The 23,371-nt window shown below is 28.3% G+C and carries 12 protein-coding genes; 1 reads left to right on the forward strand and 11 read right to left on the reverse strand.

Features of this window, described 5'->3' with window-relative positions:
- Positions 1 to 13 precede the first annotated feature (13 nt).
- The 7 genes from GQ540_RS05695 to GQ540_RS05725 form a co-directional block, all read right to left on the reverse strand.
- The gene (locus tag GQ540_RS05695) at positions 14 to 934 is read right to left on the reverse strand and encodes an IS3 family transposase (RefSeq protein WP_367205947.1); all 921 of its coding nucleotides are present in this window, start codon (positions 932 to 934) and stop codon (positions 14 to 16) included.
- Positions 877 to 1,176, reverse strand: a complete 300-nt coding sequence (locus GQ540_RS05700) for a transposase (RefSeq protein ID WP_291798615.1) — start codon at positions 1,174 to 1,176, stop codon at positions 877 to 879. Before GQ540_RS05700 ends, GQ540_RS05695 begins: the two co-directional genes overlap by 58 nt.
- A gap of 128 nt (positions 1,177 to 1,304) precedes the next feature.
- Positions 1,305 to 1,652, reverse strand: coding sequence for a membrane-binding protein (locus GQ540_RS05705; protein ID WP_291798617.1), 348 nt, complete (start codon positions 1,650 to 1,652; stop codon positions 1,305 to 1,307).
- Between the two features lie 213 nt (positions 1,653 to 1,865).
- A complete protein-coding gene (locus GQ540_RS05710) occupies positions 1,866 to 3,617 on the reverse strand; it encodes a Na/Pi symporter (protein WP_291798620.1) in 1,752 nt (583 codons plus the stop codon).
- 100 nt (positions 3,618 to 3,717) lie between these two features.
- Complete coding sequence (locus GQ540_RS05715; protein ID WP_291798622.1) at positions 3,718 to 5,979, reverse strand: inorganic phosphate transporter; 2,262 nt, start codon at positions 5,977 to 5,979, stop codon at positions 3,718 to 3,720.
- Between the two features lie 219 nt (positions 5,980 to 6,198).
- Positions 6,199 to 8,580, reverse strand: a complete 2,382-nt coding sequence (locus tag GQ540_RS05720) for a ribonucleoside-diphosphate reductase subunit alpha (RefSeq protein WP_291798624.1) — start codon at positions 8,578 to 8,580, stop codon at positions 6,199 to 6,201.
- Between the two features lie 130 nt (positions 8,581 to 8,710).
- Positions 8,711 to 9,682 (reverse strand): ribonucleotide-diphosphate reductase subunit beta, encoded by a 972-nt coding sequence (locus GQ540_RS05725; RefSeq protein ID WP_291798628.1) that lies wholly within the window; start codon positions 9,680 to 9,682, stop codon positions 8,711 to 8,713.
- Positions 9,683 to 10,031: 349 nt separating this feature from the next.
- On the opposite strand from GQ540_RS05725, the gene GQ540_RS05730 reads away from it, so the two are divergent.
- Positions 10,032 to 11,012, forward strand: a complete 981-nt coding sequence (locus GQ540_RS05730; RefSeq protein ID WP_291798631.1) for a Gfo/Idh/MocA family oxidoreductase — start codon at positions 10,032 to 10,034, stop codon at positions 11,010 to 11,012.
- Positions 11,013 to 11,024: 12 nt separating this feature from the next.
- On the opposite strand, the gene GQ540_RS05735 is transcribed toward GQ540_RS05730, so the two are convergent.
- From GQ540_RS05735 to hemG, 4 genes are all read right to left on the reverse strand, one after another.
- Complete coding sequence (locus tag GQ540_RS05735; protein WP_291798634.1) at positions 11,025 to 14,423, reverse strand: PAS domain S-box protein; 3,399 nt, start codon at positions 14,421 to 14,423, stop codon at positions 11,025 to 11,027.
- Between the two features lie 47 nt (positions 14,424 to 14,470).
- The gene (locus GQ540_RS05740; protein ID WP_291798637.1) at positions 14,471 to 18,916 is read right to left on the reverse strand and encodes a PAS domain S-box protein; all 4,446 of its coding nucleotides are present in this window, start codon (positions 18,914 to 18,916) and stop codon (positions 14,471 to 14,473) included.
- Positions 18,909 to 22,487: a PAS domain S-box protein gene (locus GQ540_RS05745; RefSeq protein WP_291798640.1), complete on the reverse strand. Its 3,579-nt coding sequence runs from the start codon at positions 22,485 to 22,487 to the stop codon at positions 18,909 to 18,911. The genes GQ540_RS05740 and GQ540_RS05745 overlap by 8 nt, the downstream gene beginning before the upstream one ends.
- A 140-nt stretch (positions 22,488 to 22,627) precedes the next feature.
- Positions 22,628 to 23,155 (reverse strand): menaquinone-dependent protoporphyrinogen IX dehydrogenase, encoded by a 528-nt coding sequence (hemG, locus tag GQ540_RS05750; RefSeq protein ID WP_291798643.1) that lies wholly within the window; start codon positions 23,153 to 23,155, stop codon positions 22,628 to 22,630.
- Between the last annotated feature and the right edge of the window lie 216 nt (positions 23,156 to 23,371).

A 23,371-nucleotide genomic window follows, 5' to 3' on the forward strand; every position in this document is an offset into this window, starting at 1 on the left:
AATTTTCTAAGACCTATGCTACATATTTTAAGTTGTTAACTTCTAGTTCTACTTCTTTAGGTGTTTTATAATTTAAAGAAGAATGCAACCTTCTTCTATTATACCAAATTTCTATATACTCAAATACGGCTAATTTAGCATCTTCTATGGTTTTAAAACTATGATGATAAATCAATTCAGACTTTAGAGTTTTAAAGAATGACTCAGCCACTGCATTATCCCAACAATCTCCTTTCCTACTCATACTTTGAGTAATTAGTTTATTTGACTTAATATATTTTCTAAACTCTTTACTTGCATATTGGATTCCTCTATCGGAATGAAAAAGTAAAGGTTTGGTTATTTCTCTTTTTGATACTGCCATTTTCCAAGCTGGAATAATGGTTTCGTTGGTATATAAGGTTGTGCTCAACGCCCAACCAATTACTTGTCTGTCAAATAAATCAATAACAGTGGTAAGATACAACCAACCTTGTTTGGTTTGTATATAGGTAATATCAGAGACCCAAGCTTCGTTCAAATCATTAGGAGTAAAGTTTCTATTTAAATAATTTCTGCAAATAGGATATCGATGGTTAGAGTTCGTTGTAATACGGTATTTTCTAATTACTTTACTTCTCATACCATTCAATCTCATTAATTTAGCAACCCTTCTTTTTGAAATATGATACCCTTGTCTATTTAATTCAGCTGTTATTCTTGGGCTTCCATAAGTTCTCTGACTACTATCAAAAATAGTCCTTATTAAATCGGTAAATAAGCTATTTTCTAACGCTCGATTAGAAGGACCACAACTAAACCACCTATAATAACTACTTCTGCTTACTTTTAATACTTTACACATCTTCTCGACAGGATATAAATGTTTATAACTCGCTATAAACTGATAGACTTCCCATCGCTCTTGGAAAAGATATGAACGGCTTTTTTTAATATTTCAAGTTCTAATTGAGTTTCTTTAAGAGCTTTACGTAATTGTTTAACCTCCAATGAGGCTTCTTGCTTTTTAGAAACCACTGTTAAACTTGAAGTTTCTCTGTAAGTAGCTCGCCACTTATAAATACGCTGAACTTGTACGCCTAACTCATTAGCTAATTCCTTAATGTTATCTCGTTTGTAACTTAAGCGAACAACAGCCTCTAATTTAAATTCAGTACTGTAATGTCGTTTTTTCATAATTCTAAGATATTTGTTTTTAGTTAAACAGTCTTAAAATTATGTCCGAGTAAATGTAGTAACTCCATAAAAAAAGGATGCTAAAAATAGCATCCTTTTTTTATGAGAAATTTAAATTGAGTGACTAGTTAGTTAACCACCAATGCTTTTTCTTCAACATTAATAATTTTATTTTCTTTATAGGTAACAATATTTATTTTATCATTTTTAAAATAGGTCCAAACACCATCTTTTTTACCATTTTTATAATTAGCAATTACGGTTTTATTACCATTAACATCATAGCTAATCCAAGTGCTGTGCAATTTTCCTTCTTTATTAAAGAAACCTTCTCTCTCAACTATCACATTATTATCAGCAAAATAGTAAGTTGCTTGCACTATATCATTATCTATTTTTTTATAATCTACTTTTTGTTCTTGTGAAAATGCTGTTATGCAAAACAACATCATAATTATGTTTACAAATGTCTTCATCTCTTTTCTTTTTTAGTTAGTACTCTACATTTATAGTTCAAATGTATGTGGTTTACCTTTAAAACACCTTTTGTTAACGTTAAGTTTACATTAAGTTTTTTCAAAAACACTTCAATATTTTGATTTAGAGCATTTTACCAAACATTGTGTATTCCCTTAAATATTTGGTTATTAAAATTATATTGTTAATAACATTAAATTAACATTGAATTGTTATTCAAATAATGAGTCTTTATCATCATATAAAAGTTCAGCAACTTCAATTAATTTTTTTATCATATCATTTACATTGGCATAATCATTAAATAATGACGATGCCATTTCTGCAGTAATTAAATCATGTCTAATTAATTTATCTAAAGATTTGTTGCTTAAATTCTTATTTTCTTTCGCTTCATTTTTAAGTTGAATTAATTTATTTGCATATTTTTTAGTGTTTTCATCAGTCCTATATAAATAAATAACACGAATTACTTTAATTACTTTTTTTCTAAAACTATTATATTCTTTTAATAAGTGTTTATTCTCTAAAGTAAGCGCTAGATTAATATTTTTATTAAGTTCTTTAACATCTTTAATGGTTTCAACCATTTTACGATTGGCAATTTTTATGTCGGTAATTTTATTATTCTGTTTTTCAGAAAGATTTAATTCTTTTTGAGCTGTAGATGCATATTTTAAAATTTCACCATAAATAGTTTTTACCTTTTGATAATATAAATTTTCAACATCAACCTTTAAATTTTTTGTTGACTTTTTTAAAATATTTTTAATTTTTTTATCTGATTTTATATCATCTCTATGAATATTTAATCCATGTGCTACAATCTCAAATATTGCTTTTTTATATAAATATTTAGATTCGTTTAATAAGGATGATATAACTGTTGCTGGAAATTCTAATATTGCTTCATTTAAAAATTTAGGTTCGTCAATATCCTTCCCGTTTTTATCTTTAAAAAACTTCAATAAGAATCGTTCTAAGCGGCTAATTAAAGGAATCATAATAAGTACACCTAAAACATTAAATATAGTGTGAAATAGTGCTAATTTAAGTGTGTAATCAGATAAACCAATTCCAACTATTTCAGATAAGTAATTTACAAAATTAGCTAATGGGAAAATAAACACAATTGCAATAACACCTGTGGTTACATTAAATATTAAATGAGCACCTGCTAATCTTTTTCCTGATATATTTGAACTAATGGCTCCTAAAACTGCAGTAATAGTTGTGCCAATATTTGAACCTATTGCTAAAGCTAGCGCATTTTCATAATTTATTTGGCCGGCTGCCAAAGCTGTTAATATTAAGGCTAACGTTGCGCTACTTGATTGAAGTATTGTTGTAATAATAATTCCTATACCAGCATAAATAAGTACACCTAAATAACCTGAAACTGAGTACTGAGTTAAATCTATATAATTACTAAAAACATCAAAGCCTTGTTTCATATAATGAATTCCTAAAAAGAAAAAACCCAAACCTGCTAAAACACTTCCAATTCCTTTTAAAGATATTTTTTTTTGAAAAGAGAAAATAATACCAAATACTAACATTGGCATAGCTAATGTTGAAATGTTTATTTTTAATCCAAACCCTGCAACTAACCAAGCTGTAGCTGTAGTACCAATATTAGCTCCAAATATTAATCCTAAACCTTCTGCTAAAGTTATTAAACCAGCACTAATAAATGAGATTGTAATTACTGATACTAATGAACTGGATTGTATTAAAGCTGTTACAAAAGCACCTACTGTAATGCTTTTATAAAGCTTATTGGTTGCTTTTTTTAAAATGGTTTGTAATGGTCCTTTTGTAAAAACTTTAAAGCCTTCTTCTAACATAATCATACCAAAAAGTAAAATAGCTATCCCTGCAGAAATGGTTTTAAAATTTGGGTTAAATACAAGTATTATTGCTAATAGTATTAAAAAGAGTAAAAAGGATATTCGTCTAATCATATAAATTTACTTTGGTATTAGTAAACTTACATATATTTCTTAAAATAAAAAAAGCCTTCAAAATTTTGAAGGCTTTTAAAATTATATAGAAAAACAGTTTTTATCTTGTTTGTTTTTCTTCTATATGAAATTCTTGATATAATTGTAATAAGCTCATTAAAGCTGTAATTAAATCTTTTGTTTCTAGTAAAATACCAAAATAAAGCGTGGTGTTTTTAGGGCTTGTTTCTTCTGTTCTAATTCTACCAATTTGTTTATCTATAGATTCAGAAACATGGTTTATTAATTCTTGTATATCATCAACCATTTGAGATAAATTTTCAAAAGACTTATTATTAAAATCAGTTTCAATAGTATCAAATAATTTTGAAAACACCTTATCAATAGTTTTTAAATCGGCTATTTGAGATTTTTTTAAGTTTTTGTGATTATTATTTACATGTTTAAAACTTGTAGCTGAAATAAATTCAATAGACTGTGTTATGTCTTGTAAATAACCAAGAACTAATAAATAAAATCTACTTGCTTTTACTGAAGAAGTTGAATCATCTAACGATTTAATAAAGTAAAAAACTTCCTCTCTAAGCTCATCCATTTCTTTATTTAGCTTTTTAACATGTTTCTCAGTTTTAGAAAGCTTGTTTAAATCATGTGCAGCTAAATCATCAACTACATTTGTAAATAGTTTATTTGAACGTCGTGCTACTTCAGATATATGGTCTGAACTTTCATTAATAACTTCATTAATAGTAATTAATTCGGCTCTTTTTAAATGTCTTTTTTCTTTCTTCTCTTTTGTTTTTTTAGCATGTCTAATGGAGCTTCTACCTAATAAAAACAATACAATAATTAATAAAATAGCTATAGATACAATTTCTCCTATAAAAATTATATATGCAAAAACAGCAGCAACAGTAAATGCTGAAAGTGCAGTTAAAAACCAACCTCCAATAACATTAAATACACCAGCTACTCTATAAACAGCGCTTTCTCTTCCCCAAGCTCTATCTGCAAGTGAAGTACCCATTGCAACCATAAATGTTACATATGTAGTTGATAATGGTAATTTTAATGAAGTTCCTATTGAAATTAAAATACCTGCAACAAATAAATTTACAGAAGCTCTAACCAAATCAAAAGCAGGAAGTTCATACGATTTATCTTTTGGTAATTCAATAACCGGTTTTTGAAATTTTGAATCTACCCAATTTAACATCTTTTTTGGGAAAATTTTTGTAATTCCTTCATTAAAAAGAATGGCACCTCTAACTACTGTTCTTGACGCTGCATTAGATTGAAATTTTTCATGACCATCACCTTGTCTAGACAAGTTGATTCCTGTTTCAATAACAGTTTTGGCTTTTTTAGAAAACCAAAGTGTTACCACCATTATACCTCCAGCCAACAATAATAACATTGGATTAGATGGTACTTTATTTGCTAAAACACCCATTGAAAATTCATGTGCAGGAACACCAGAAACACTCCATGCTTCATATGAATTCCACGCTGCAATTGGCACACCAATAAAGTTTACTAAATCATTCCCTGCAAAAGCCATTGCTAAAGAAAAAGTACCAATAACAATAACAAATTTTAAAATATTTACTTTAAATATTGATATAATTAATTGTGATATTAATGTCCAACCAATAAAACCATATAAAATAATATAAAATGTATTTCCTTCTATTAAATGTTTAACATTACCATAAAAAGGAGTTCCTTTCATTCCTTTTACAAATATAAAATACGTTATTGCTGTTATTGCAAACCCTCCAAATAAAGCATTTACATAACTTTTACTTTTTTCAAAATGAAAAGAATATATTAAACGCGATATGAATTGTACCAATGCACCAATGGTAAAAGCAATAAAAACAGACAATAAAATACCTGAGATAATTAATAATGCTTTATCTGAATTTATATATTTTCCAAGGTTAGCAATTGTTTCAGTATCATTATATGAAATTTTAATCAACGCCATAGCTACAGCTGCTCCTAATAATTCAAATACAATTGAAACTGTTGTTGAAGTTGGCATTCCTAATGAATTAAACACATCTAACAACAATACATCAGTAATCATTACTGCCATAAAAATGAACATTATTTCATCGAAATAAAACTCACCCGGATTAAAAATTCCTTTTCGAGCAACTTCCATCATTCCACTTGATGTTATTGCGCCAATTGCTACACCTAAACTTGCAATGGTTAAAATCCATTTAATTGAAACCGCCTTTGATCCTATTGCTGAATTTAAAAAATTCACAGCATCATTACTAACACCAACTACTAAATCAATTACTGCAAGCACAACAAGTGCAACAAGTATTAATATGTAAATATCTCCCATTTTTTATTTGATTAACTATTTTGCAAAATTACTTCAAATATTAACGCTAATATTAAATTAATGTTAACAATGTCTAAAAACTAATATATATCAGTTTTTTTATTTAAAACTAAAGTTTTAAAAATACAAAAATAATTGGAGTTTAATGAGTAAAAAAAAAGAGCCTCAACCTACTAATCAAAGTTGAAAGCTCTTTTTAGAGGGCTGACTTTTTTTTAGTTATGAACCACACATTTCACAATCGTCTGGATTGTTCTGAGATGCGATTAACATTTCTTTTAATTCCTCAGGTGTTAATGGCTTTTCTTCTTCTTTTTTCTCTTTAGAAACTGTAAACTGAATAGCGTTCACAGCACTTTTTGTACGTAAGTAATACATTCCCGTTTTTAAACCACTTTTCCAAGCGTAAAAATGCATGGAGGTTAATTTAGAATAATTAGCATCTTGCATAAATAGGTTTAAAGATTGTGATTGATCAACAAAATAACCTCTTTGACGAGACATATCTATAATATCTTTCATACTTAATTCCCAAACTGTTTTATACAACTCTTTTAATTCTTGTGGAATTACATCAATATGCTGAATTGAACCATTGGCACGCATAATTTCTTCTTTCATATCATTATCCCACAACCCTAATTCTACTAAATCTTCTAGTAAATGTTTATTTACAATAATAAATTCGCCACTTAAAACTCTTCGTGTGTAAATATTTGAAGTATATGGTTCAAAAGCTTCATTATTTCCTAATATTTGTGATGTTGAAGCTGTTGGCATTGGTGCAACTAATAATGAATTTCGCACACCATTTGTCATTACTTTTTTGCGTAAAGCTTTCCAATCCCATCTTCCGCTTAAATCGTCTTCTGAAACTCCCCACATATTAAATTGAAATTCACCTTTTGACATTGGAGAACCTTTAAATGTAGAATAAGGTTCTTTTAATTTTGCCATTTCCATAGATGAAGTTACTGCTGCAAAATAAATAGTTTCGAAAATTTCTTGATTTAATTTTTTAGCCTCATCACTTGTAAAAGGTAAACGCAGCATTATAAATGCATCTGCCAAACCTTGAATTCCAAGTCCAATAGGTCTATGACGAACATTTGAATTTTCGGCTTCTTTTACCGGATAATAATTTCGGTCAATAACTGTATCTAAATTTCTTGTCACTTTTTTGGTGACTTTAAGTAGTTTTTTATGGTTGAAAAACTTCACACCTTCTTTATCTTCTTCAACAAACATTGGAATTGCAATAGACGCCAAATTACACACAGCAACTTCATCTTTTGCTGTATATTCCATAATTTCAGTACATAAATTTGAAGAACGAATAGTTCCTAAATTTTTCTGATTCGATTTTCTATTTGCTGCATCTTTATACAACATATAAGGATTCCCAGTTTCAATTTGAGCTTCTAATATTTTCTCCCAAAGTTCACGAGCTTTAATGGTTTTTCTTCCTTTTCCTGCTTTTTCATAACCTGTATATAATTTTTCAAATTCATCACCATAGGTATCAAATAAATACGGACATTCATTAGGACACATTAATGTCCAATCACCATTTTCTTCAACACGTTTCATAAACAAATCTGAAATCCACATGGCATAAAACAAATCACGCGCACGCATTTCTTCTTTTCCTGTATTTTTACGTAAATCTAAAAAGTCGAAAACATCTGCATGCCAAGGTTCCATATAAATTGCGAAAGAACCTTTACGCTTTCCACCTCCTTGATCTACATAACGAGCCGTATCATTATACACTTTTAACATAGGAACAATTCCGTTTGAAGTTCCGTTGGTTCCTCTAATATACGAACCAGTTGCCCTCACATTGTGAATAGACAAACCAATACCTCCTGCAGATTGTGATATTTTTGCCGTTTGTTTTAAGGTGTCGTAAATTCCATCAATACTATCATCTTGAATTTGTAGTAAGAAACAAGATGACATTTGTGGTTTTGGTGTTCCTGAGTTAAATAATGTAGGTGTAGCGTGTGTAAATATTTTTTTAGACATTAACTCGTACGTTTCAATAGCTTCGTCAATATCTTCTTGATGAATACCAATGGCTACACGCATTAACATATGTTGCGGGCGTTCAGCTATTTCTCCATTTAATTTTAATAAATACGAACGCTCTAAGGTTTTAAATCCAAAATAATCATAACTAAAATCTCTATTATAAATAATGGTAGAATCTAGTTTTGCAGCATTGTCTACAATAACTTTATACGTTGCATCAGATAATAATGGTGCTTTTTTTCCTGTACGTGGATTTACATATAAATATAAATCCTTCATGACTTCTGAAAAAGTTTTCTTTGTGTTTTTATGTAAGTTTGAAACGGCAATACGAGCAGCAAGTCTGGCATAATCTGGGTGTTGAACGGTCATAGTTGCAGCAATTTCAGCGGCTAAATTATCCAATTCTGATGTTGTAACTCCATCATATAACCCTTCAATAACTCTCATGGCAACTTTTACTGGGTCTACCAGTTTATTTAAACCATAACACATTTTACGAACTCTAGCTGTGATTTTATCGAACATCACAGGTTCTTTTCTTCCGTCTCTTTTTAATACAAACATAGGTTACACGTATTTTTTAGTTAGTTTTATTTTTTAAAAATCATATAGGCGATTGCGCTATTGATTTTTGAATAATTCAAATTCAAGAGGGTTTGAATTGCAATTTAAATTTGTTTAGTTGCTACAATAATTAGAAATCTGCATCAAAGCTAATATCTCCAGTTCCACCACTTTTTACACCAGCTTTTTGATATTCTGAAACTCTTTTTTCGAAGAAATTTGTTTTTCCTTCTAATGAAATCATTTCCATAAAATCGAATGGATTTGTCGCGTTGTACACTTTATCACAACCGTATTCTACCAATAATCTATCGGTTACAAATTCTAAATATTGGGTCATTAGTTTTGAATTCATGCCAATTAAACTTACTGGTAATGATTCTGTAATAAATACACGCTCAATATCTAAAGCATCAATTAAAATTTCGGTAATACGTTCTTTTGGAACTTTGTTTACAATATGGTTTTGGTGTAAATGCACAGCAAAATCTGCATGCAACCCTTCGTCACGGTTTATTAATTCGTTTGAGAATGTTAAACCTGGTAATAATCCTCTTTTTTTCATCCAAAAAATAGAACAAAAACTCCCTGAGAAAAATATACCTTCAACTGCCGAAAAAGCAATTAAACGTTCAGCAAAACTATCGCTTTCAATCCATTTCAACGCCCAATCTGCTTTTTCTTTAATGGCTGGAAAAATGTCAATAGCTCTAAACAATTCATCCTTTTCTCGTTCATTTTTAATATAAGTATCAATTAATAACGAGTACACTTCAGAGTGAATATTTTCCATCATTAATTGAAAGCCATAGAAGAATTTTGCTTCTGTATATTGTACTTCTGAAACAAAGTTTTCAGCTAAATTTTCATTTACTATACCATCTGAAGCTGCAAAAAAGGCTAAAATATGTTTGATAAAATAGCGCTCATCATCGTTTAATTTTGTTTCCCAATCAATAACATCTTGGTGTAAATCTATTTCTTCAGCTGTCCAAATACTCGCCTCTTGTTTTTTGTACCATTCCCATAAATCATGATGTTGAATTGGAAAAATTACGAAGCGGTTTTTGTTTTCTTGTAAAATAGGTTCAATAAACGACATTAATCTTTGCTTTTGTTAGTTGGTAAATAGTTGCTTGTTTCGAAAAAAACGGGTGAAACAAATATTGTAAAAAAATACGCTATAAAAAAGTGCACTTATTCACATTTATAGGTAAGTTTTTAACATTTTGCTATTTTTTTAAATAAACGAGTAAATAATCTTAAAAACTGATAATCAATACAATATACTTCCCTAAATTCGCTCGCTAGTTGGTTTTAGAGGGATTTATTAAAAATGCTAAATAATAAAAGTTATAACTCTTTTTTGAACTCTACCCATCTAATTTTTTACTTTATAAAATAAAACACTTAAATTTATCTTCTATACTTTATTTTAAAATATTCATATTTTGGAAACGACTATTAAATGGGGAATTATTGGACTTGGGAGTATTGCACATAAATTTGTTAAAGATTTATTGTTGGTTGAAAAATGTACTTTAGAAGCTGTTGCCTCTAGAAATTTAAAGAAGGCTGAGTCTTTTTCAAAACAATACAATGCAACTTCTTTTTATAATTCTTATGAAGCGTTATTTAAAAATCTGCTAGTTGATATCGTTTATATTGCAACACCAAATAATTCACACAAATTATATACAGTTTTAGCTTTAGAGCACAAAAAAGCTGTTTTATGTGAAAAGCCTTTTGCTATAAATAAAAAGCAGGTTTATACCATGATTGAAGCTTCAAAAAATAATAACACGTTTTTAATGGAAGCCATGTGGTCAAGATTTATACCAAGTATAAAAAAAATAAAAAACAGTATTGATAGTGGTGAAATTGGTGAAGTAAAGTATATAAATGCAGATTTTTCTTTTAAAGCAAACACTTCTATTCAACGTATTTACGATAAAGAATTAGGTGGTGGTTCATTACTTGATATTGGTATTTATCCTGTTTTTCTTGCATATTTACTATTAGGTATTCCTACAAAAATAAATGCCAATGCACATTATTATAAATCAGGAGCAGATTCTCAATTAGCCATGCTTTTTAATTATAAAAATGCTCAAGCCATTTTATTTAGTAGTTTTAATTCTACTTCAAAAAGAGTTGCTAAAATAAGTGGTACTTTGGGTGAAATAATTATTAATGAACCTTGGAACGAAACCAATTCTTTTACAATTCAAAAAAACAACGAAGAAGCTTCTCTTATTTCTTTACCAACCGTTGGAAAAGGTTTTAGTCATGAAATTGTTGAATGTACTAATTGCCTATTAGAAAACAAGATTGAAAGCACTACTTGGTCTCACCAAAACAGTTTGGATTTAATAACTTTATTAGATGCTATTAGAAAAGAAATAAACTTAACATATAAGGAGGATTTATAAATTTCACATATTCTAAGTAGTAACTTTTCTTGATTTTAATAAATACTTTTCTATTAGGTTTAATACCATTTCTTTATCAATAGGTTTTGAAATAAAATCGTTACATCCTGCTAAAATAGCACTCTCTTTTTCTTGTTCTGTAGAGTAAGCTGTTTGTGCTATTATAGGTAGATTTGGATACAATTTCTTTATTTTTTTAGTAGCTTCAAAACCATTTAAAATAGGCATTTTTAAATCCATTAAAATTAAATGTATTTCTGAATTTGATTTACAAATATCAATAGCTTCAATTCCATTTTTTGCATGAAGAATATGCACATCTAAATTTAATATATCTACTAAAATTGTTTCTAAGTATAAATAATTAACCTCCTCATCTTCAGTAATTAAAATAGTATATTTCTTTTTATTAGTTTCAATAATTGCAGCTGCTAATGAATGTGTAGGCTTGTAAGGAATTACTACATGAAATGTAGCTCCTTCACCTTTTTTAGATTCAACAAAAATTTCACCATCTAACAATTCTGCATTTTCTTTAGCTATTGATAAACCTAAGCCTAAACCTCCAACTTTTCTAGAAAGCTCTTTTTCAGCTTGTGAAAAACGATCGAAAATTTGTTGGTGCTCACTTTTACTAATTCCAATTCCTGTATCTTTTACGTAAATTTTTATGTTGTTTTTTTGAAGTTCATATCCAAATTCAATAAAACCATTATTTGTAAATTTTAAAGCATTTTCTAATAAATTACTTAAAATTTTATTCAGCTTTGATTTATCAATAAACACCGTACTTTCTTTATCTGAAAGTCCTTTTTTTAGATATAAAGGCGTTTTATTTTCTTTGGCTTTAAAATCAAACACTGAAAATAGCTCTAAAAATAAATCGTTTAAACAAACCTCTTCGGTAATTACATTTATTTGTTTGGTTCCTAACCTGGAAATTTCAATAATATCATCAATAACACGCAATAATTGTTTTCCACTATTTTGTATAATTTTTACAAAATATGTTCTTTTATCATTGTCAATATCTTTTTCTGCTAACATGCCTGAAAAACCTAAAATACCATTCATTGGGGTTCTAATTTCATGAGACATGTTATTTAAAAATTCGGTTTTTAAACGATTACTTTCTTCAGCTTTTTGTTTTGAAGCTATTAATTCTTTCTCTATTGTTTTACGTTCTGTAATATCTTGAATGGTTCCTGTAAAGTTTCTTGGTTCTCCATTTTCATATGTTACTTCACCAACACTGTGAATCCATTTTAACTCTTGAGTGTTATTGGTCAAAATTCTATATTCTCTATTATATATTTTTTTGCCTGTTTTAACTACTTTTTCAAGTAAATATTTATCCTTTCCAGCATCGTCAGGGTGTATTATTGCTCTCCAAACTGCAAGTGTCTTAACATCATTTTCACTAAATCCTGTAATTGTATCAAAAGATAATGAGGTTTCAGCTAATTGTGTTCTTAAATCTAAATTAAAACTTCCAATTTTTGCAATTTCCTGTGCCTTTATTAAATTAGTTTCGCTTTCTTTTAACAATAATTCTTGTTGTTTCCGTTCAGTAATATCTTGAAGCGTTCCAATAAAATTTATTGGTTTACCTTCATTATATATTATCTCTCCTAACCCATGAATCCATTTTAACTCTTGAGTCTCTTTTGTTATGATTCTATATTCTAAATCGAATTTTTCATGGTTTTTAATACAGTTTTGTAAAACTTTTATGTTGTTTTCAAGATCTTCAGGGTGTAAAATTTTTCTCCAATTAGTTAGTGATACTTCTTTAGTACCAAAACCTGTAATTGTATTAAACGTATCTGATACAGTCGCAAATTGAGTTATTAAATCTATATTAAAACTTCCAATTTTTGCGATTTTTTGTGCAGTTTTAAAATTGTTTTCACTTTCTTTTAAAACCTTTTGTGTGTGTTTTCTTTCAGTAATATCCCTTCCCATTATTACCAACCCTTTTCTTGAGTTATCTTTATTAAATAGTGGTATTTTTATTACGTCTAAAATTATATCAGTTCCGCTAGGTGTTGGTATTTTTTCTTCAAGGTGTGAAATAGATTTCTTTTGCCATGCAATCTCATCTGAAGCTTTGCAAGCTAACAATGCTTCTTTGTAAAAAACAGCCTCCTCTGCTAATTCTATATTGTTTTTACCTTTGTAATCTATTGTTGTTAATTCAAAGAGCTTTAAATTTGCCTCATTGGATTCAGCCCATCTTCCTGCTCCGTCTTGAAATAAAATAATGTCTGGCGAGGCGTTAATTAAAGTATGTAAACGCTGCTCACTTTCTTTAAGTGCTGTTATATCTTCTTTTATTCCTAAATAATTTATGATTTTTCCTGAAGTATCTTTTATTGGTGTAATGGTTAAATGCTCCCAAAAGAAAGTGCCGTCTTTAGCTTTATTATGAAATTCTCCTTTCCATGTATTACCTGCTTTAATTGTTTTCCACATATTAGCGTAATACTCTTTGGTTTGCGTTCCTGACTTTAATATTCGCTGGCTTTTACCAATTACTTCTTCTGAGCTATAACCAGTTCGTACCGTAAATTTTGGATTTATGTATTCAATATTTCCTTTTGTATCAGTAATTACTACCGTATTAGTGCTTTGCTCTACAGCTACTGAAAGTTTTTTGTTTTCTTTCGCTATTTCTTCAGCATTTTCTTTCGCTATTTTTAATTCCTCTAATTGAATAATAATTTTATTTTTAATTATAATATATGAAACTGTTGAAATTGAAATAATTAGAAAAATTAATATGTTAATAGCGCCTAACAACAAATAACTTAGTTTATCGTACTTGTTAAACTGATTTTCCATTCTTTGGTTAAATACTTCGAAAAATTCCTCAATAGGAATCAGTACTTTGGATTTACCTTCCAAATAATTATCATCAAACAATATGGTACGTGCTAAAACAGGGTTAGGAGCTCCTTGTATACTAAAATTGCCTATGCTATCTTTAAACAATCCTTTCATGGCATTCATAGCTCTTTCTTCTGTTAAAACTAATTTATTTGAGTTTTCTTCTGCAAGGGTTAATTTAGAAATTTCTAAGGGCGTTAAATCAAAATATTTTAGGCTATCTTGATATGAAATTGTTTTACCGTTAGGCCAGGGTTTAATTCCATTTCTTACATCTAAAGCGTTCCAATACTTTTTTTCCCAACTATCATCACCTGTTAAAACATACGTTCTGCAATTCCGCGTTAAATTATTAGACGTCTTTCGTAATTTTGATGCGATGGCATACGACTCCATTTTTATTTTATTATACTTTTTAACATTTGCTTTATTTTTAAACATTAAAAGGCTAAGTCCACTTAATACAATTAATAAAACTATTAATATAATATGGATAATTGTAAAGGTTCTTTTTAAATTCATTTTTAGGGTAATTAATATTGCTTGTTAAGTTGTTTGTATTAACAAGTTTATTTCAGTAAAAAAATTTCAATAATAGCAAATAAAGCATCTTTATCAATAGGTTTTGAAATAAAATAATTACAACCGGCTTCAATTGCTTTTTCTTTATCTTCAACCGTTGAATATGCTGTTTGGGCAATTATAGGTATGTTAGGTAGAAATTTACGTATTTGACGCGTGGCTTTAAACCCATTTAAAATAGGCATTTTTAAATCCATTAAAATTAAATCTATATTCGTGTTGGTTTTACAAAAATTAATAGCTTCTCTTCCATCTTTTACATGAATAATAGTACAGTTTAATTTTAAAACATCTACTAAAATAGTTTCTAAATACATGTAATTTACCTCTTCATCTTCAGCTATTAAAATGGTGTGTTTAATAGTGTTTTCTTCTTCTATGTCTATGTATATAGGATTAAATGGTAAGGTTACAAAAAATGTAGAGCCGTTCATCATTTCGCTTTTAACAGCAATTTTTCCACCTAATAATTCGGTATTTTCTTTTGCTATTGATAAACCAAGTCCTAAACCTCCAACTTTTTTTGAAAGGTCTTTTTCTGCTTGTTCAAACCTTTTAAATATGAGTTCATGTTTTTCAGGTTTTATACCAATCCCTGTATCTTTTACAAATATTTCTACTTGTTTTTGTTCGTTTTCATTTATTATGTAATACCCAAACTCAACAATACCATTATTTGTAAATTTTAAGGAATTGTCTAATAAATTGCTTAGTGCTTTTTTTAATTTTGTTTTATCTGTTATAAAAGTACTTTGCTTATCTGATAGTTCTTTTTTAAGGTATAATGGTGTTTTATTTTCTTTTGCTCTTACATCAAAAACTGAAAATAATTCTAATAAAACATCATTTAAACAAACCTCTTCATTTTTTACTTTAACTTGTTTTGTTCCAAGTCTAGAGATTTCTATAATATCATCAATAATATGTAACAATTGGTTTCCACTACTTTGAATAATGTTTACAAAATTGTTTCTTTTTATTGGGTCTAAATCTGGCTCATTTAACATTTCTGAAAAACCTAAAATACCGTTCATAGGTGTTCTAATTTCATGAGACATATTATTTAAAAATTCTGTTTTTAAACGGTCACTTTCTTCAGCTGCTTCTTTGGCTATTTGTAATTCACTATTTTTAGTAATTAGTTCTTGTTCAATTTTCTTTTGCAATGTAATATTTTGAGATACCGTTAAAATATGCGATTCATTATTATAATTAAAAACTTTTAAAGACATTATTGTCGTTAAAATTTCACCACTTTTTATTCTAATTTGTGATTCAAAATAAGGAATAGCACCATGTTTTTTTAATTCACCGGCTATGTATTCTCTATCTTTATAGTTTACCCATAGGTCTAAATCTTTAGATGTTTTTCCTATAATTTCTTCGCGTGTATAACCAATTATATTTGTAAACCCTTCATTAATGTCGGCATATTTACCATCTGATAAACGAGTAATTGTAATTGGCTCAATATGAGAATCGTAAATAGCTCGAAAATACATTTCACTTTTTTCAGCTGCTATTTTAGAATTTTGAAGGTCTTTCTCTGTACTTTTTAGTGCTGTAATATCAATAATGGAAGCAATATTTTTCCCTTTATCTCCAATCATAGTAGATTTTACCATTACTTTAAGAACTTTACCATTGGCTTTAGTAAACTCTGTTTCGTAAATAAAGTTATTTCCCCCTGAAACTATTGATATTAATTCTTTTTTTAATGAATTGATTGCTACTTTATTGTTTGTTTTTCTAACATGAGTTATCAGTTCTTCTTTGGTTGTTACCCCTATTAATTCTAATGTTTTTTTATTTACGTTTTCTACTTTAATTTTTGAAATACATTCATTCAAAAAAGTACGATTTTCATTTAAATATATTTCTATATCTGTAGTTTCTAATTTCTTTTTATTCAATAATTCTATAGCTTCTGAAAAATCTTGTTCCCAAATGGAGACAGGACTTAGTTCAAATAAGTTTTTAAATCTACTTTCGTTTTCAGATAACTCTTTGCCTAATAATACCAATTCTTCATTTTGAGCTTCTAATACTTTATATGCATTTTTTTGTACAGATATGTCTGTTACCATAGCAAACGAACCTATTCTTTCTTGCTCTTTATTAAATAGTGGTGATGTTTTAAATAAACAAGGAATTTTATTCCCGTTCTTTTGTGTTAATTCAATTTCATAGGTAGATGACACCCCTAAATCTCTCTCTTTCAATTGTTGTTTAAAAATTTGTTCATTTTCTTTATCAACAAACTCAAAAATAGAATTCCCTATAATTTCCTCTTCTTCACACCCTAAAATTTTACACATTTCAGGGTTTACTTCTAATGTAATTGTGTGTATGTTAATTATCCAAAAACCTTCATTAGCGGTTTTTAAAATTGTAGTTAGGGCTTTTTCACTTTCTTTAATTGTTTCATACGCTATCGTAAGTTTTTGTTCATCCTCTTTACGTTTGGTAATGTCTTCTTTTACTGCTAAAAAGTTAACTATTTTTCCTTCGCTATTTTTTATAGGGGTTATGGTAGCTTGTTCCCAAAATATAGTACCACATTTAGATTTATTTTGAAATTCACCAGACCAACTATTACCACTTTTAATGGTTTTCCACATGTTCGTATAATACTCCTTTGGTTGATTTCCTGAATTTATAACTCGAGGGTTATTTCCTCGTGCTTCCGCAGCAGAAAACTTAGTAAGTTCTGTAAATTTAGGATTTGTATATTCTATATTTCCTTCGGTATCCGTAATAACAATAGTATTTGCGCTTTGTTCAACTGCTGCATATAATTTTCGTGTTTCTGCTTCTAATTTTTTTCGCTTCGTAATGTCTCTTATGGCCGAAACTCTTAACGTATTATCTTTATCGCTATCTATTTCTCTGGCTTCAATTTCTATAGGAAAAATAGTACCGTCTTTTCTTATTCCTTCAATTTCATAAGGTATTGTGTACCTTTTAGTAATACTTTTAGAAAGTTGTTTGTGGTACTTTTTAGGGAAAAGGAGGTTAACTATATTTTTTCCTGTTAATTCATTGCTTTTATAACCAAACATTTTTAAAAACGAACGGTTAATATCCATTACTACTCCATTATCATGTATTAAAATTCCTTCAAAAGTAAGATTAGATAATTTCTTAAACTTTTCTTCACTTTTTTTAAGTGTTTTTTCTAGTTCTTTTTGTATTGTAATATCTTTAAATGCTGATATACGTACAGCTTTCCCTTTATAATTTGACTTTTTACCTTGTATTACCGCAGGAAATGTTGTTCCGTCTTTTCGTAAAGCAGTTATTTCGTAAGAGCTATTATTGTTAGATAAAATATTATTCATTATCAACTCACGGTCTTCTGGAACAATTATATTTGTAGCTTCCATTCCAAGAATCTCCTTATTTGTGTAACCAAATAATTTTTGAGCTGCTTTATTTTGCATGATTCCAATACCTTTTTCTGATAAAAAAACGGCTTCAAAAGAAGCTTCAGAAAGTGCTTTATAACGCTCTTCCAGTTCTTTTTGTGCTGTAATGTCTAAAATTGTACCCAAAGCATGTATAGGTTCTCCTTTGGTATTGTGCTCTACAATACCTTTTCCTAATAGGTGTTTTTCTTTTCCTGATTTAAATAATAACTTATATTCAATTTTATATTCTTTTCCACTTCTAAAAGATTTTAAATATGCTTTATCTACCTTTTCCCTATCATTTGGATGAATTAACTCCATAAAAACAGCTTCAGAAGCTTCAACCTCTTGTGGTTTTAAGTTAAAAATTTTGTAAATCTCATCAGACCATGTTAATTTATTCGTACTAATATTTAGTTCCCAATGGCCAAGCTTTGCTATTTTTTGTGCTTCTGTTAGTTTTGCTGTTTTTTGCTGAATTTTTATGTTTAAAAGTTCTAATTCTCTGGTTTGAAGTGTATATTCTTTCTTGTAAAGCCTCTTTTCTAAAACTTTCTCAACCTTTAAGGCAATTATTTGTAGTACAATTTTTATCTCTTCTACATTTTTTAGTTGCTTATTATCTAACAACGCTATTAACCCTATTGGAACCCCTGTAGAAGACCATAAAGGAATACCAATATAACTTTCAATATTCATTTGCACCAATAACTCATCTTTTGGAAATAGCGATTGTATGTTGGTTGGATATATGCAAACATCCTTATTTATTACATTTTCACAAGGTGTATCTACTAATTCATACGAAAAATTAGGGACTACACCTTCTTTATTACATACAACTACCGTTTCTGTAATGCTTGGGGTTTTCTCTAAATATTGATTGATTAATACATATTCTATATCAAATGATTTTATTAAAAACATTGCTATTTTTTGAAGAAACTCATCTGCTGAGATATTATAGCCTTGTGTTCTAAGAAGTTCTATTGCTTGTTCAATGTATTTTAACTGTTTATTCATTTTGAGGTAAAAACTTGTTTAATAATTTAAAGAGCTCGTCTTTACTAATTGGTTTTGAAATAAAATCTGTGCAACCAGCAGCAATGGCTTTTTGTTGTTCTTGTTTTGTAGAATAGGCTGTTTGCGCTATTATAGGAATAGTTGGTCGTACTTTTTTTATTTCTGTTGCAGCTTTATAACCGCTTAATACAGGCATTTTTAAATCCATAAGTATAAAATCTATGATTGTATTACTTTTACAAATATCAATAGCTTCTTGTCCATTTTTTGCATGAATAAGGTTGCAATTTAAGTTAAAAACATCTTTTATTAACGTATGAAGGTACAAATAATTTACTTCTTCATCTTCAGCTATTAAAATGGTTATTTTATTTTTTAAGTTTTCTGTTTCAATAGTTGTAAACACTGGCTTGTAAGGAATATTTACAAAAAAGGTTGTTCCTTTTCTTTTTACAGATTCAACAGTTATTTCACCACCTAATAATAGCGTGTTTTCTTTAGCTATAGACAATCCTAAACCGAGGCCTTCTACTTTTTTTGAAGCCTCTTTACCCGATTGAGAAAAGCGTTCAAAAATCATTTTTTGATCTTTTTCTGCAATTCCTACGCCTGTATCTTTTACATAAATTACTAATTGTTTTTTATCGCCTTCTGGTTTTAAATGATACCCAAATGTTATATTTCCTACGTTTGTAAATTTTAACGCATTTTCTAATAAATTACTTAGTATTTTATTTAGTTTGGTTCTGTCAGTTATAATGGTACTTTGTTTGTCTGTTAAATGTTTTTCAACATATAAAGGTGTTTTATTTTCTTTGGCTTTTGGCTCAAAAATTGAAAATAATTCTAATAATAAATCATTAATGTTTACGTGTTCTTCTATTACTTTTACCTTTTTTGTTCCTAGTCTTGAAATTTCTAAAATATCATCTATTATTTGTAATAATTGATGACCGCTATTTTTAATTAATTTTACATAAAACTCACGTTTTTCTTTTGTAACATCTTGGTTTATTAACAATTCTGAAAATCCTAAAATACCGTTCATTGGTGTTCTAATTTCATGAGACATGTTGTTAATAAACTCTGTTTTTAAAAGGTCGCTTTCTTCTGCTTTTTCTTTCGCTTTTCTTAATTCTGTAATGTCACTAAATGAAATAATAACTTTTGTTTTTTCAATAATAACAAGTTTTAAAGTCACGTAAATTAGTTCGCCATCACTTCTAACAAACTCTGTATTTCTTTCAAATGTTTTATCTTTTGTAAGTAGTATTAGTAATTCTTCTTTCAACGTTTCAAAAGAATTTGAATTAAAACTCATACTTAAATTAGCTATCAGTTTTTCTTTAGTTTTAATGCCTAATAACTTTAACGCGCTCTCATTAACATTTAACACTTTTATTTTTGAAGCGCACTTATAAACAAAATCAGGATTTTCATCTAAATAAAGCTTTAGGTTATCTACTTCTTTAGATTTTTTATGTAACAATTTTAATACTTCTGAAATATCTTCTTCCCAAAGTGAAACTGGATTATTATCAAATAGGGTTTTAAATCGTTTTTCACTTTCAATAAGTTTTTTATTCTTCGTTTTAATTTCAGAATTAACTGTTTTTAAACTTTGTTGCTGTTGTAACAGTACTTTCTCTGCATTTTTACGATCTGTAATATCTTTAATGGTTCCAATCATTTCAATTGGAGTTCCTTCTTTATTAAATTTTAATTTACCAAGCACGTGCATCCAGCGTACTTCTTTATTGCTAATTCTTTTAATACGGTATTCTTTATCAAAAAACTCATGGTTTATAAGTACGTTTGTTGATAGGTACTTAAACATTTCTTTTTCATCTTTAGAATGAATGATTCCTAACCATCCTGAGATGTCTTTTTTATAGTTCTCATCAATTCCAAGTATGTTATTTAAAACAGGAGAACTTGTCCAAAGGCCAGAAGAAATATTTAAAACATACGATCCTAACTGAGCTATTTCTTGAGTTTCTTTTAATAAAAACTCATTGTCTTTTATTTTTTTTTCAGAAAGATTACGTGTTGTAATATCTCTAACAGTTCCTAAAATACTTTTTTTATCTTTAATTAATAAGTTTTTCCCTATAACTTCTGCAATAAACGTAGTGCCATTTTTTCTAACAAGTTCTACAAAAACAGGTTCTCCTTCTTTAACTGTTTTTGTTTTTTTAAATGTAGATTTGTCTTTTTTATCTGCAGTAATATCAAAAACCGTCATTTTTAGTAACTCTTTTTCTGTATAACCAACCATATTACAAAATTCAGGATTTACATAGGTGTAATTTCCTTTTAAATCGGCTACACTTATTCCTTCTGAAGATTGACTCGTAAATGCTTTAAAGTTAACTTCACTTTCAATTAATTTAGCCGCTGTTTTTTTTCGTTCTGTAATATCAATTATCAATGCTAAAAAATGAAGTTTACCATGTAGCTTAAATTTACTTAAATTTACTTCAACAGGGTATATGGTCTTGTTTTTTCGTTGATGGGTTGCTTCAAATTGTAATTTATCAACTTTTCCGGTTGTTAAAGGCTTAATTAATGATTTAAACTTTTTTGAAGTAAAATTTGACGATATATCTGGGGGAGATATTTTTAGCAATTCTTCATAGGTATATCCTAAATTATGTATGCTTCCTCTGTTTATATATGTGAATTTTGAGTTTTCTCCATCCAAAATATAGACTTCGTTAATACTATTATTTAGAGCTATGTTTAATTTTTTTAAATCTTCTTCAGTTTCTATACTTTCAGTAATATCTAAAATTATTCCTTCATAATGTGTTACTTCTCCATTTTCATTTCTTTGAATTTGTGTTTGGTCTTTTACCCAAATTATTTTTCCTTTTTTGGTTATTATTCTGTAAGGTTTATGTGTAAATGATATCTCGTTATTTTCACTAAAAAACTTCACTTCTTTTGAAACCACATCAACATCATCAGGGTGAATTAATTGATTGTAATTTATTTTGTTTGTTAGAAATTCGTCAGCTGAATAACCAAAAATTAATTTTACATTGTTAGATACATACTCAACTGGCCAATTATTTTCATTTTTCCATAAAAAAACTACCGATGGGCTTCTTTCAATAATTTCTGTTGCTTGGGAAAGTTTTTCCTCTACTTCTTTTTGTTCTGTAATATCTTCACCTATACTTAAGTGTCCGGTAATAATATCTTTATTATCTCTTATTATTGCATTGTGCCACCTGATAATTCTTTCGTCACCATCTTTAGTTAAGATACGGTTTTCATTACTTTTATTTCCTTCTATTTCACCTTGAAGTAAGTTTTTAGAAATTGGACTAACAATTAATTTTGTTTTATCGGGAATGAAATTATCAAACCAATTTTTACCAATAATTTCTTTTTCGCTATAACCTAAAACTTCACAGGCTTTGGGGTTCACATGTGTAACATTACCATTAGTGCCTATTTCAACAAGTAAGTTTTGTTTAAATTCTAATGCCGTTTTAAAACAATCTTGGTTTTTTAAATTTTCTAATTCTTTTTCTAATTCTTGGTAAGTGGGTTTTGTATTCATAGCAACAAATCTTATAAATTAGCATTAATTTGAATGGGAAAAACACAATCACATTAAAAATCTTATTCTTAATAGTTGTGTAATCTCTAAATTTACAATAAGTAGGTGTTTGATACTATGACATTTATCAATAAAGGATTTCATAAATTTTGAAGTGTTTTCCCAAATTTTGCTACTTTATCCCAATTGGTATATTCTATTTCAACCGTTTTGTCTGTAGGTCCTTTGGTCATCCACATAATAAATTGAATCATAATCCGATCGAAAAAAGGATACTTTTTATAGTCTAATTTTCCTGCAAAAACTTCAACAATAGTAGGTTTCCAAGTAATAGTTTTAAAAAACTTTACAACGTATGGGTTTGCAGTTGGTGTATTTTTTTCTGGCTTTCTGGCTACTAAATTAACCGAGAAAAAGGCTGTTTTAATAGTGTCTAATTTAGGTTTGTTTGAATTAATAAATTCTATAATTTTTTTGTGATGTACACCATATCTAATGCTTGAACCTATAATAAGTGTATCAAAATTAGTGATTTTTTCATTAAAATCTTCAATTGAATAGATTTCAACAAGGTTGCCACTTTTTAATAATTCTTTTTGAAGTACTTTGCTAATTTTTAATGTTTGACCATCAACCGTTGCGTAGATTATTCCAATTTTAACTTTCATAGTTGTAGTTTAAAATTAAACTATTAAATACGCGTTGTATCTTTTGAATAAAATTTGTCAATTCTAGTGAATTTTACGAATGGAAATGAGTAAAATTAGTATCGAGAATCAAATTTTCGTTTTCAAAATAGTTCTCGATACAATTTTCTATCAAAAATTACTCGAACTGACATTCAAATGTATAAAATAAATCAAAATGCACAACGGGTTTTTAAA

Source organism: Lutibacter sp. (assembly GCF_013139515.1).
GTDB lineage: Bacteria > Bacteroidota > Bacteroidia > Flavobacteriales > Flavobacteriaceae > Lutibacter.